Source organism: Nitrospirillum amazonense (assembly GCF_007828035.1).
GTDB lineage: Bacteria > Pseudomonadota > Alphaproteobacteria > Azospirillales > Azospirillaceae > Nitrospirillum > Nitrospirillum amazonense.
The window spans coordinates 158,749-171,249 of sequence record NZ_VITV01000009.1; the positions used below are offsets into that span (position 1 = coordinate 158,749).

The 12,501-nt window shown below is 69.9% G+C and carries 9 protein-coding genes; 5 read left to right on the forward strand and 4 right to left on the reverse strand.

The features are described from left to right. Positions 1-173: 173 nt before the first annotated feature. The gene (locus tag FBZ87_RS22500) at positions 174-1,064 is read right to left on the reverse strand and encodes a LysR family transcriptional regulator (RefSeq protein ID WP_145612834.1); all 891 of its coding nucleotides are present in this window, start codon (positions 1,062-1,064) and stop codon (positions 174-176) included. Between the two features lie 246 nt (positions 1,065-1,310). On the opposite strand from FBZ87_RS22500, the gene FBZ87_RS22505 reads away from it, so the two are divergent. Together FBZ87_RS22505 and FBZ87_RS22510 are read left to right on the forward strand one after the other, a co-directional pair. Then, entirely contained in the window at positions 1,311-3,722 is a 2,412-nt protein-coding gene (locus tag FBZ87_RS22505; protein WP_186454915.1) for an ABC transporter permease, read from the forward strand. A gap of 9 nt (positions 3,723-3,731) precedes the next feature. Further along, positions 3,732-6,125 (forward strand): ABC transporter permease, encoded by a 2,394-nt coding sequence (locus FBZ87_RS22510; RefSeq protein ID WP_145612836.1) that lies wholly within the window; start codon positions 3,732-3,734, stop codon positions 6,123-6,125. A 4-nt stretch (positions 6,126-6,129) separates the two neighbouring features. Here FBZ87_RS22510 and FBZ87_RS22515 read toward each other — a convergent pair whose 3' ends face one another. Continuing rightward, positions 6,130-7,164, reverse strand: coding sequence for a YeiH family protein (locus FBZ87_RS22515; RefSeq protein ID WP_145612837.1), 1,035 nt, complete (start codon positions 7,162-7,164; stop codon positions 6,130-6,132). 119 nt (positions 7,165-7,283) lie between these two features. Further along, on the reverse strand, positions 7,284-8,417 hold the full coding sequence (locus tag FBZ87_RS22520) for a D-alanyl-D-alanine carboxypeptidase family protein (RefSeq protein ID WP_211107089.1): 1,134 nt from the start codon (positions 8,415-8,417) through the stop codon (positions 7,284-7,286). A gap of 330 nt (positions 8,418-8,747) precedes the next feature. On the opposite strand from FBZ87_RS22520, the gene FBZ87_RS22525 reads away from it, so the two are divergent. From FBZ87_RS22525 to FBZ87_RS22535, 3 genes are all read left to right on the forward strand, one after another. After that, a complete protein-coding gene (locus tag FBZ87_RS22525) occupies positions 8,748-9,257 on the forward strand; it encodes an AraC family transcriptional regulator (protein WP_246134536.1) in 510 nt (169 codons plus the stop codon). Positions 9,258-9,337: 80 nt separating this feature from the next. Next, the gene (locus tag FBZ87_RS22530; protein ID WP_145612839.1) at positions 9,338-9,802 is read left to right on the forward strand and encodes a DMT family transporter; all 465 of its coding nucleotides are present in this window, start codon (positions 9,338-9,340) and stop codon (positions 9,800-9,802) included. A gap of 174 nt (positions 9,803-9,976) precedes the next feature. Continuing rightward, positions 9,977-11,188, forward strand: a complete 1,212-nt coding sequence (locus FBZ87_RS22535; RefSeq protein WP_186454916.1) for an MFS transporter — start codon at positions 9,977-9,979, stop codon at positions 11,186-11,188. Between the two features lie 19 nt (positions 11,189-11,207). Here FBZ87_RS22535 and FBZ87_RS22540 read toward each other — a convergent pair whose 3' ends face one another. After that, the gene (locus FBZ87_RS22540) at positions 11,208-12,326 is read right to left on the reverse strand and encodes an NAD(P)/FAD-dependent oxidoreductase (RefSeq protein ID WP_145612841.1); all 1,119 of its coding nucleotides are present in this window, start codon (positions 12,324-12,326) and stop codon (positions 11,208-11,210) included. Between the last annotated feature and the right edge of the window lie 175 nt (positions 12,327-12,501).

Genomic DNA, 12,501 nt, shown 5'->3' on the forward strand with positions numbered 1-12,501 from the left:
TATGATCACGGGTTTCCTCCTCAACCGCGCGCCGGCCGGCCTGGCAACCAAAAGGCGCGCTTATCCTTGTCTGCCTTCAATCGAACAGGCCCTGCGCCAGGTCAAGACCCGGCCAGGACAGTCAAAAGAAGTTCATTTGAGTGAACAGGGTTTCAACCGCCGGCTTCTATCGCTTAAGCCAAGTCCCGGCGGCCCATTTCGTCTAGAAAGGCGCTAGCCGCGCGGCTTAGCCCACGATCGGCATGACGCACCAAAGTAAAGGCGCGCGGGGCCAAGGCCAGCGGCACGGGATGCAGCAGCCCCACCTCGATGCTGCCGCTGGCGACGGAGGCCGACAGCGCGGCCGCGCCGCCGCCTGCCTCCACCGCCGCCCGTACCGCCTCGTTCGAGGGCAGTTCCAGCGCGATGCGCAACCGGGCGGTATCCACACCCAGGGCCGCCAGGGCCGCCAGGAAGGCGGAGCGGGTGCCCGAGCCCTGTTCCCGCATGATCCAAGGCGTCTCAGGCAGGTCGGACGGCGCCACCGTCTCACGGAAGGCCCAGGGATGATGCGGGGCGACCACCACCACCAGCTGGTCCAGCGCCACCTGATGGGCGGACAGGTCGGGACTGTCCACCGCGCCCTCGACGAAGCCCAGGTCGGCTGTGCCATCCAGCACGGCGGCCGCCACCTGCGCCGTGTTGCCGATGGTGAGGTCCAGGTCCACGCCCGGATGCCGATCGCGGAAGGTCACCAGGTGGCGCGGCAGCCAATAGCTGGCGATGGTCTGGCTGGCCTGCACGCGCAACTGCCCGCGCTGCAGGCCCGACAGTTCGGCCAGCGCCCGTTCGGCCATGTCGGCCCGGGCCAGCACGGCCTTTGCCTCCGCCAGGAACAGGCGGCCGGCCTCCGTCAGGGTGATGCCGCGGCCCACGCGGTTGAACAGGGCCGTCTGGTAGCGATCCTCCAGCGCCGCGACGGCGGCGCTGGCCGCCGATTGCGCCAGATTCAGGGCGCGCGCCGCCTGGGTCACGTGCTGACGTTCCGCCACCGCCACGAAGATGCGCAACTGTTCCAGGGTCAAGGGATGGGCCCGCCGTCAGGTACCGCCCGGAGCGGCGGCGTCGCCGCCACTGTAGCGCAGGCGAAGGGCACGCGGCATCATTGTCCGGAAGCGGGCAACCAGGCTGTCCGGAAACGGACAAGGCGCGGTTCCGGACAGCGCCCCAAGGCCCCGGCGTCAAGCGATCCCAAGGGCTTAAGCGGTGGTCCGCCCTTTGCTTGCGGGCGCGACGGCCCCGCAAACGGGGTGGGGAACAGGGAAGCGACCATGCTGTACATTGCGGCAAGCCAGGCCATGCGGTCCTTGCGGCAGGTGAAGGCCGACATCGTCATCAGCCTGGCGGGGCTGGTGGTCGGGCTGACGGCCAGCCTGCTGATGGCCCTGCTGATCCGCGACCAGATGGCCTACGACACCTTCCTGCCCGACCATGCCCAGCTCTACCTGGTGGACAGCGTGCTGGCGCCGGTGGACGAGGACCAGGAGCCGGGCCCCCTGGTGCGCTGGCGCACCCCGCCCGACCTGGCCGCCACGCTGGTGGCGGAGGCGCCGGAGGTGGAGGCGGCCGCCCGCCTGCTGGACGACGCCCGCAAGATCCGGCACGGCGGCGCGGCCTTCCGCGAGTTCGTCACCTGGGTCGATCCTGCCTTCGCCGACATCATGCGCCTGCCGGCGGTGGAGGGCGACCTGAAGGAAAGCCTGGCCGACCCGGGCGCGGTGGCCCTGACGCAGACCATGGCACGCAAGCTGTTCGGGCCCGAATCGCCCCTGGGCAAGCGCATCGAGCTGGACGAGCGCACCACGCTGCGCGTGCGCGCCGTGCTGAAGGACCTGCCCTTCCGCAGCCATATGCGGGAGGTGATGATCCTGGCGTCCGCTGCCTCGCCCTATTCGCCCTTCAGCGCGCCCCAGTCTCGTATCGATGGGTCACGGACGGATGGCGATCAGACGGCGGCGCGGACGACGGGCGACGTCTATACCTATGTCCGCCTGCGCGACGGCGCCGACCCAGTGGCGGCGCAACGAACACTGGACGAACTAGCCGCCCGGCATTGGGGGGCGGGTCATGCGGGCGGGCAGTCGCCGCAGCTGGTACCCATGACCAGCCTGCAGCTGCACGCCGGTCTGAACCCCGACCGGCTAAACCGCATGTACATGATCGGCGGCATCGCCCTGCTGACCCTGCTGATCCCCTGCATCAACTTCATCAACATGGCCACGGCCCGGGCCACCCGCCGCGCCGTGGAGGTGGGGGTGCGCAAGATGGGCGGCGCGCGGCGGCGCGACCTGGTGATCCAGTTCATGCTGGAAACGCTGATCCTGGTGGGCATCGCCATGGTCATCGCCCTGTCGCTGACCGAACTGGCCATCCCCCCGGCCAACCGTTTCCTGGACGCGCGACTATCGCTGGACGCCGCCTCGCCCGAGGTGGCGGCCATCGTCGCCGGCCTGGGCGCAGGCGTCACGCTGCTGGCGGGGTTCTACCCCGCCCTGGTGTTGGCGGCGCACCGGCCGGTTGCCATCCTGAAAGGCGGCGGGCCGGGCACGGCGGCACCGGTGGTGGACCGGACCGCCCGGGTGCGGCAGGTGCTGATGATGGGGCAGTTCATGCTGCTGGTCATGCTGCTGGTGGGGGCCTCGGTCACCTATCGCCAGCAGCAGCTGCTGACCCGTGATCGCGTCTCCTACGACACCGCCGACATCCTGATCCTGGACGCCAACTGCCCGGAATCCATCCGCGTCGGCCTGCAGCACATCGACGGGGTGAAGGGCGTGGGCTGCACCGGCATGGAAAGCCTGGAGCGCAGCCGCCCCCTGGTGACGGCCACGCTGAACGACGGCCACGCCGTCCGCCTGAACCGCGTGGCAGCCGACCCCGGCTTCCTGCCCGTGTTCCACCTGCCGGCCCTGGCCGGGCAACTGCCGGACCCCAAACGCCCTAGCACCGTGCGCCACAAGGTGGTGATCAACGAAACGGCCGCGCGGGCCCTGGGCAACGACATGCCGGAGGACGCCATCGGCCAGGCGCTGCACCTGCCGGGCGTGGACGGTGACGTGCAGGTGGCGGCGGTGGTGCCCGACTTCCCCATGGGGTCGCTGCAGGACAAGATCGCCCCCACCTTTTTCGTCAGCGACCCCGGCGGATATGAGCTGATGTACGTGAAGCTGTCACCGGGCGACCGCACCCGGACGCTGGCCGCGATCGACGCCCTTTGGCGCCGCATGGGGGAGCTGTCGCCCAGCGACCGCTATTTCTTCGACGATCACCTGAACTCGCTGACCAGCCTGATCCGGCATGAGACCCAGATGATCACCCTGTTCAGCCTGATCAACCTGGGCATGGCCTGCGCCGGCATCTATGGCCTGTCGGCCGTGACGGCGGAGCGGCGGACCAAGGAGATCGGGGTGCGCAAGGTCTACGGCGCCTCATTGGCCGACATCCTGCGCCTGCTGCTGTGGCAGTTCGCCAAGCCGGTGCTGCTGGCCAGCGCGCTGGCCTGGCTGCCGGCCTATTTGTTCCTGCGCCGCTGGCTGGCCGGCTTCGCCTACCACGTGGACATCGGCCCCTGGACCTTCCTGGGCCCCACCGCCTTGGCCCTGGCCATCGCCGCGGCGACCGTGGCCGGCCAGACCATCCTGATCGCCCGCGCCCGCCCGGTGCTGGCGCTGCGGTACGAATAGGGGCCGCCGATGCTGACCACCACCCTGCGCCTGGCCCTGCGTGGCATCCGGCGCACCCGGGCCGACGTGCTGATCACCTTCGTCGGCATGGCCATCGGCCTGACGGCGGCGCTGATGATGGCGCTGCTGACCCGCGACGTGATGACCTACAGCCGCGACATCCCCCTCCATGGCCGGACATACATGGTGACGGGCACGGTGACCACGCCCGGGCAGGCCCCCGCACAGATGTGGATGACGCCCGCCCCCCTGGCCGGGCTGATGACGGCCGGCATGCCGGATGTGGAGGCGGTCACCCGTTTCATCGGCAACCCGCAAATCATCCGGCGGGGTGACATCGCCTTTCGTGAGGTCGTCATCTGGGCCGACCCCACCCTGTTCCAGGTTCTGCCGCTGCCCGTGGTGGCCGGGGATCCCGCCACGGCGCTGGCCACCACCGATGGCATGGTGCTGACGCGATCCCTGGCACGCAAGCTGTTCAGCCGGGACGCGCCGCTGGACCAGACGGTGGACATGGGCGGACAATCCTTCCGCGTCATGGCCGTGGTCGAGGACCCGCCGCCGCGCGGGGCGCTGCACGAAGGCGGCGCCTTCGCCTCGGGTCAGAACGCCAAAGCCAGCCTGAGCGCCACCGCAGGCGACACCCGCATGAACCCGGCCGGCTTCAACCCGGTCTTCACCTATTTCCGCCTGCAGGCCGGCGCCAGCGCCGCGGCGACCGACCGGGCCCTGAACGAACTGCTGGCCCGGCACCGGCAGGCCGACGATGCGGGGCAGATGAGGCTGCGCGGCGTGGCGTTGAACGACATCCCACTGGATCCGGAATTGAGCCCGCGGTCACGGGCCCTGATGGCCATGATGCTGGTCATCACCGCCATGACCTTGATCGTCCCCTGCATCAACTTCGTGGCGCTGGCCACGGCGCGGGCGGGCCAGCGGGCCATGGAGATTGGCATCGCCAAGCTGAGCGGCGCCCGCCGCCGCCACCTGATCACCCAATTCCTGCTGGAAACGACGCTGCTGGTGGCGGTGGCCATGGTGGTGGCCCTGTCGTTCACCGAACTGGCCCTGGGGCCGGCCAACCGCGTCCTGCATACCGAGATGGCGTTGGAACTGGCGGCGCCCGACGTCATTGCCATCATCCTGGGCCTGGTGCTGGCCGTGGGCGTGCTGGCCGGGGCGTATCCGGCCTTCGTCCTGTCGTCATACCGGCCGGGCGCCATCCTGAGGGGGACCGGCGGGGGTGGCGATCGGTCGAGCCGCATCCGCCAGGGCCTGGTGGTGGGGCAGTTCATGCTGCTCATCGCCCTGCTGAGCGTCACGCTGGTGGTGCATCGGCAGGAGGTCATGCTGACCCATGCCCGCCTGCCCTACGACCCATCCAATATCGTGGTGTTGCAGGGCACCTGCCCGGCCGCCCTGCGCGACCGCATGGCGGCGGCCGACGGGGTGCGGGGCTTGGCCTGCGCCGACAGGGAATCCCTGTCGCCCCAGGGCGGCGCGTCCTACAAGGCCACCCTGTCGGACGGCAGCACGGTGGCCTTGGGCAGCGTGCATGCCGACGCCACCTTCCTGTCCCTGTTCCATATCGAACCCCTGGCCGGCCGGCTGTTCGATCCCGCCCGTGCCCAGGAGGCAGGAACATCCCAGCCCGGCAACACCGTGATCGTGAACGAAACGGCGGCCCACACGCTGGGCTGGGGCCGAGCGGAAGAGATCGTCGGCCAGACCCTGGCTCTATCCCTGTACGGCTATGAAAACCGGCTGGAGGTGGTGGGCGTGGTCCCCGATTTTTCCTTTGGCGACCTGGAAGGGAAAATCCCGCCCCTACTGTTCCGGGTACGGGGGCAGGAAAACGACGCCGCCAATGACGGCTTGATCTATGTGAAGCTGAAGGACAGCGGCGCCGCCACCCTGGCCGCCGTGGACGCCGCCTGGCGGGCGGTCAACCCGGGTGTGCCCGTGCAGCGCTTCTTCTTCGATGACCACGTGGCCATGCTGACCCTGATCATCCGCATTGAGGCGCAAATCTTCATCCTGTTCAGCGCCGTCAACGTGCTGATGGCCTGCGCCGGCATTTATGGCCTGTCCGCCTTCACCGCCGAGCGGCGCACCAAGGAGATCGGGGTGCGCAAGGTTTACGGCGCTTCCGTCGCCGACATCGTCCGCCTGCTGTTGTGGCAGTTCGCTAAGCCCGTGCTGCTGGCCGGCGTCCTGGTGTGGATCCCGACCTACTGGGGCCTGCGCCAGTGGCTGGACAGCTTTGCCACCCACGTCAATGTGGGGCCCCTCAGCCTGCTGGCCCCCACCGCCCTGGCCCTGGCGATCGCTGGGCTGACGGTGGCGGGCCAATCGGTGCGGGTGGCCCAATCCAAGCCGATAAGGGCCCTTCGTCACGAATGAGGCGTCACGCCCACACCGTGACAATCAGCACCAGGCTCAATCCTGCGATGAACAGGCTGGCCAGGGCGCCCAGGGCCAGGGGGGCGAAGCCCTTGGCAGCCATGCGGCCGACGTGTGTGTGCAAGCCCATGGCGGCCAGGGCCAAGGTCAGCAGGCTGGTGGTGACGCCGGGGGCCCAGTCCTTCACCATGGCGGGAACGGCGTGCAGGCTGTTCAGGGCGACAAGAGCCACGAAGCCCAGGATGAACCACGGCATGGGCATGGGCTTGCCGCCCGTACCTTCCCGCCGGCGGCGCAGGGCGCCCAGCGACAGGACCAGGGGGGCCAGCATGGCCACGCGGGTCAGCTTGGCCACCGTGCCGAACTCCCCGGCCTGCTGGCCCGACTGGAAGGCGGCGGCCACGACCTGGGCGATCTCATGGATGGAGGCGCCGGCCCACAGGCCCACGGCGCGGGGCGCCAGGTGCAGGGCGGCACCCAGGGCCGGGTAGCTCAGCATGGCGATGCTGCCGAAGACGGTGACGCAGGCGACGGCGTAGGCCGCGTCCTCATCATCCGCCTGGGTGACGGTGTTGGCCGCGACCACGGCCGAGGCGCCGCAGATCGAGGTGCCGGCGGCGATCAGTTCCGCCAGCGGCGCCGGCACGCCCAGCCAGCGGCCCACCGTCTTGGTGAAGACGAAGGTTGCCACCAGGCTGAGGGCGATGATGGCGACACCCGTGGGCCCCACCGCCGCCACCTGGGCCGCCGTCAGCTGCAGGCCCAGGAGCGCCACGGCGATGCGCAAAAGGCGCTTCAGCACGAAGGTCACCCCCGCCTGCGTCACCCTGGGCAGGCCCACCGCGCTGCGCAGCGCGATGCCGACCACCACGGCCAGGATCATGGGACTGAACAGTCCCAGGGCCGGCACGCGGTGCAAGGCGAGGCCGGCCGCGGCCGGGATGAGGCAGTAGACCAGGCCCGGGACCAGGCGGGTGACGGAGGACAGCGTGGGCCAGCGGACGGCGGATACGGCGACGGTATGGGCAGAGTGGACCATGATGGCGGTGCCTTGATACGAAAGGGGCGCGACCCCATTGGACCGCGCCCCCCAAACATCGCCATTTCACACAAAACCATCCAACAGATTGTTCTGTTGATATCGATCTAGTTAAGAGATCAATCGGCGGCGACCTTGTGGTGGTGTCCGTGCGTCTTGCCGGCCACCTTGCCCTTGGCGGCCTTGCCCGCCACCTTGACCGCCTTGGCGTGGGCACGGTCCTTGGACGCCGCATGGGCCGAGACATGCCTGCCGGCGTGACCCGAGGCCACGCGCTGGTGCGCGGCGGCGGCGTGGCCGCGCCGCTGCACCGGTGCCACGGCCACGTGCACGGTGCGGGCCCGACCGGCGTGGGCGACGCGGCCCGTGCCCCGGGCGCGGGCCACCCGGGCCAGGGGGCGGCCGGCGGCCAGCGCCACCAGCTTGGGGTCGGTGTCGCGGTTGGCGAAGGCGTTGTCCAGCAGGGTTTCCATCAGCTTGTCGCGGGTCTTGGCGCTGCTGCCGCCGAACACCACGCCGAACAGGCGGCGCCCGTCATGCACGGCCGAGGACACCAGGTTGGAACCGGAGGCGTTGGTGAAACCGGTCTTCATGCCGTCCATGCCGGGGTAGCGGTACATGAGGCGGTTGTGGCCGGTCAGGTGGCGCCCCTCGAAATCAAACTCGCGCGTGGCGAAGTAGTGATAGTCCTGCGGGAAATCGCGATGCAGCGCCATGGCCAGGCGCGACATGTCGCGCGCCGTCGTCACCTGCTCGCGATCGGGCAGGCCCGAGGCATTGCGGAACACGGTGTTGGTCATGCCCAGCTGGTGGGCCTTGTCCGTCATCATGCGGGCGAACACCTGTTCGCTGCCGCCGGCCAGGGCCTCGCCCACCACGGTGGCGCCGTCGTTGGCGGAAATGACGATCATGCCCAGAACGCAGTCCTTGACGCTGACCGTCTGCCCGACCTCCAGCCCAAGCTTGGTCGGTTCCTTGTTGGCGGCGTTGCGTGACACCGGCAGCTCATCCTCCCAATGCAGGCGCCCCTGGTGGATGGCCTCGAAAGTGAGGTAGAGCGTCATCATCTTGGTCAGCGACGCCGGATGGTTCTGCTCATCCGGGTTCACGGCGTTCAGCACCTCACCCGTGCCGCCATCGACCACCAGGGAGGCGTAGCCCGCCTGCGCCGGATGGGCGGCGCCCAAGCCGACGGCCACCGCCCCCAGCGCCGCGACCACAGCCCCCAGCCGGCCCAGAACACGCCGCGCCACCCCAATCGCCCCCTTGAAACCCACCGTGCCGCTCCTCTCGCCCCTAGGGAATGGAATACTGTCCCTAGGGGTAGAAGATTCAATGGATTCTGTCCAGGTATTGGGTGGAATAAAGATGACGCAACAAGATAAAGGGTGATTCACCCGGCGGTGGGGATGCCAGCCGCCAAGCCACCCGCGCCATCAAAACGGCAATCCCAATCCCTGCCGTTGGCGGTACCATGGCGGCCCGTCACCCACCAGGCCGCCGCCGTGCATCCGTCCCCCGTCCCCGAAATTTCTGACGAGCCCTGGCGCTACTGGCGTCCCGGGGACGGCGCGGCCGTTGAAATGGGAACGGTGCGCGGGCATGACGTGGCCCTGCCCGTCCATTTCCATGAGGAAGACCAGGTGACCATGGTCCACCTCGGCGTGCGCCGCTTCGTCATCGCCGGCATTCCGGTCGAGGTGGCGGCGGGCCAGGCCGTGCGCATCCCCGCCGGCGTGCCCCACCTTTCCCTGCCCAGTCCGGCGGGGGTGGTGTGCACCAACCTCTACCTGCCGCCGGGCACCCCGCGGCCGCCGGCCGACATCGACGCTGGGTGGGAAACCGTGACCCGCGCGGCGGCGCTGGCGGGCCTGAGCCGCGAGGGCTATTCCCGGCGCTTCAAGCGGCTGCACGGCCTGGCGCCGCAGCGGTTCCGCCTGCTGGACCGGCTGAACGCCGCCCGTGCCCTGCTGCGCCAGGGCGAAGCCATCGCCGCCGTGGCGGCGGACACGGGCTTCGCCGACCAGAGCCACCTGGGCCGCTGTTTCCGCGACACCTTCGGCGTCACGCCGGGACGCTATCGCGCCGGCTGAGGTCACACCCGTTCTATAGCGCGGCGCGGCCCATCGTTATCGGTGGTGCCATCGTCACCCCTTTTGGAAAGCCGCGCCCCATGCCGTCCCTCGTCCCATCCCTCGCCACCGTGCTCTCCTGCCTGCTGGTGGTCGCCGCCGGCGTCAGCCTGGCCGTGCAGCAGGTCCTGAACGCCAATCTGCGCGTGGCGCTGGGATCACCCTGGTGGGCGGGCTTCACCAGCTATCTGGTGGGGATGGCGGCCATGCTGCTGCTGGCGCTGACGATGCCCGGGCCCCGGCCGACGGCGGCGGCATTGGGCGCCACACCCGGGCCGGCCTGGGCCGGCGGCCTGTTCGGCGCTGCCTTCATCGCCACCGCCATCCTGATGATCCCGCGCTTGGGCGCCGCCACCGTCCTGGCCTTGATCGTGGTGGGGCAGATGCTGTGCGGCCTGGTCATCGACCATGTCGGCGCCCTGGGCGTGACCCCGCACCCCGCCGGAATCGCCCGGCTGCTGGGCGCGGCACTGCTGATCCTGGGCGTCGTCCTGGTACGCCGATAGCGACCTGCCGGTGCCGCCGATGCATGATATCGGAAACCCTGATTTTACCGCCCTGTCCGCGCCTTCTAGTTTAGGGGCGCCATGGTTCGGAGGCCGGCGGGAAAAGCCCGCCCCGATCATGGCAGGAGGATAACGGACCGGCGCCCGCGCCCGTCCCCAGGGAGGGTATTTGACGTGGCTTCCAAAAGTCGGACGGCCGGCCTGGCGCAGGGGCTGGCGCTGCTGCTGCCCAGCACGATGTCGGTGATGGGCGTCGTCGTGCTGGCGCCGGTGCTGCCGCAAATGCTGGCGCATTTCAAGGACATGCCCCAGGCCGATTACTGGGTGCCCATGATCCTGACGACACCGGCGCTGTGCGTGGCCCTGTTCTCCGCGCCCGCCGGTTGGCTGGCCGACCGCTTTGGCCGCCGCCGGCTGCTGATGCTGTCCATGCTGCTGTACGCCGTCTGCGGCGTCGCCCCGCTGGTCCTTGATGACTTCCGCGCCATCCTGGCCAGCCGGGTGGTGGTGGGGGTGACGGAGGCCGCCGTCATGACCCTGACCACCACCTTGATCGGCGACTACTTCAAGGGGCAGCAGCGGGAGAAATGGCTGGCGCTGCAGACCGCCGTCGCCTCCATCTCCGCCGTGGCGCTGTTCGTCATCGGCGGCGCGCTGGGCGCCATCAGCTGGCGGGCCCCCTTCGCCGTTTATGCCAGCAGCCTGCTGCTGCTCGCCGGCATCCGCTTCTTCACCTGGGAGCCGGAGGAGACCGAGGACGTCCTGCAGCATCCCGAGGCGCACCGGACCGTGGCCCTTCCCTGGGCGCGCCTGGGGGGCATCTGCGCCATCACCGCCTTCGCCGCCGTCCTGTTCTATACCGTGCAGGTAGACCTGTCCCTGGCGCTCACCGGCAGGGGCGTCACCGACCCCGCCGCCATCGGTGGCATGACGGCGGCGGCCAGCCTGGCGGTGCCGGTGGGCACTATCGCCTTCCAGCGCCTGTCCGGCCAGCCGGTGGCCATGCTGTTGCTGATGGCCTTCGCCCTCTGCGGGGCGGGCTTCAGCGGCATGGCGCTGGCGACCGGCCATGGATGGCTGCTGGCCTCCGTGGCGCTGGCCCAGTTCGGCTGCGGCCTTATCCTGCCCACCCTGCTGACCTGGGCCCTGCGCGGCCTGGCGTTCGAGATCCGCGGCCGGGCCACCGGCCTGTGGCAAGCATCCTTCTTCGTTGGACAGTTTCTGAGCGCCTTCGTCGTCACCACCCTGTCCCATCGCTTCGGCGACATCTTCGGCGCGTTCCTGGGCCTGGCCATCGCCAGCGGCATCGCCGCCGCGCTGGCGCTGGGCGGCCTAGCGCTCATGGGCAACCGCGCCCAGGAGGCAACCGCGCCCGGGGCGCGCTGACGGTCCGGTCTTCCCTTGCTCACGCGTCCAGCAGGCCGGCCACCGCCTCGCCGATGGCGAGGGAGGAGGTCAGCCCCGGGCTCTCGATGCCGAACAGGGCCACCAGGCCCGGCAGGCCGTGGGCCGACTGCCCATCCAGGCGGAAGTCGGGCTGCGCCTCGCCAGGCCCATGGATCTTGGGCCGCACGCCGGCGTAGTCCGGCACCAGGGCGCCATCGGGCAGGCCCGGCCAGAACCGGCGGATGTAGCGGTAGAAGCCGTCGGCGCGGCTGGGATCCACGCGATAGTCGGGCGCCTCGACATATTCCAGGTCGGGGCCGAAGCGCGCCTGCCCGCCCAGGTCGCGGCGATAGTGCACGCCCAGGGCACCGGGAATGGGGGGCGGATAGACCAGGCGCTTGAACGGCGCCCGGCCATTGAGGGCGAAGTAGCTGCCCTTGCCGTAGTGCGCCCGGGGGATCAGGGCGGCGGGGAAGCCCTCGATACGGGCCGCCACATCCTGGGCCGACAGGCCCGGCGCGGTCACCAGCAGACGGGTGGTGACGGTGGTGGGATCGCGCCCACCGGTGCGCACGGCATAGCCGCCGCCCTCCAGGGAGGTGGCAGCCAGCACCGGCGTGCCGGTGACCACGGCGCCATCCCGGCCCTCGATCTCCCCCCGCAGCGCCACCATGTAGCCATGGCTGTCGAAGATGCCGCTTTCGGGCGAGATCAGGGCGGCCACGGCGCGCAGGTCCGGCTCCAGCGCGTGCACCTCGGCCGCGCTCAACCAGCGCATGCCTTCCACGTCGTTGATCCGGGCCTGGTTCAGGATGCCCTCCAGCCGGGGCACCTCCGCCTCTTCCGTCGCCACCACCAGCTTGCCGCACTTGTCGTAGGTGACGCCGTGGGCATCCAGGAAGGGGTACAGCATCCGCCGCCCGGCCACGCAGAACCGCGCCCGCAGGGACCCGGTGGGATAGTAGAGGCCGCCGTGCGCCACCTCGGAATTACGGGAGGACACGCCTTGGCCGATGGCCTCCTCCGCCTCCAGCACCGCGACGGTCAGGCCACGCAGGGCCAGGGCGCGGCCGCAGGCCAAACCCACAGCCCCCGCCCCCACAACGATCGCGTCGAAATCCGTATCCGCGCCGGCCATGCCTTGCTCCCGTCCTATCCGCGGTCAAATCTGCCCGGACGGTGCCGCGTCGCGCAATGCCGCAGGCGCGGGTCGCGCCTCAAACCTTTTGGAAGGGTCAAACCTTTAAGATAATTGTCGGCCGAGGGACCGGAGCGTATTACCTTGGGGGATGTTCGTTTACCTGCCGGAAATA

Excerpts from the sequence above, each read along its gene's own strand:
- FBZ87_RS22505 (WP_186454915.1), top strand. The coding sequence starts at position 1,311 with ATGCTGTACATTGCGGCAAGCCAGGCCATGCGGTCCTTGCGGCAGGTG.
- FBZ87_RS22510 (WP_145612836.1), top strand. The coding sequence starts at position 3,732 with ATGCTGACCACCACCCTGCGCCTGGCCCTGCGTGGCATCCGGCGCACC.
- FBZ87_RS22515 (WP_145612837.1), bottom strand. The coding sequence starts at position 7,164 with ATGGTCCACTCTGCCCATACCGTCGCCGTATCCGCCGTCCGCTGGCCC.
- FBZ87_RS22525 (WP_246134536.1), top strand. The coding sequence starts at position 8,748 with ATGGGAACGGTGCGCGGGCATGACGTGGCCCTGCCCGTCCATTTCCAT.
- FBZ87_RS22530 (WP_145612839.1), top strand. The coding sequence starts at position 9,338 with ATGCCGTCCCTCGTCCCATCCCTCGCCACCGTGCTCTCCTGCCTGCTG.
- FBZ87_RS22540 (WP_145612841.1), bottom strand. The coding sequence starts at position 12,326 with ATGGCCGGCGCGGATACGGATTTCGACGCGATCGTTGTGGGGGCGGGG.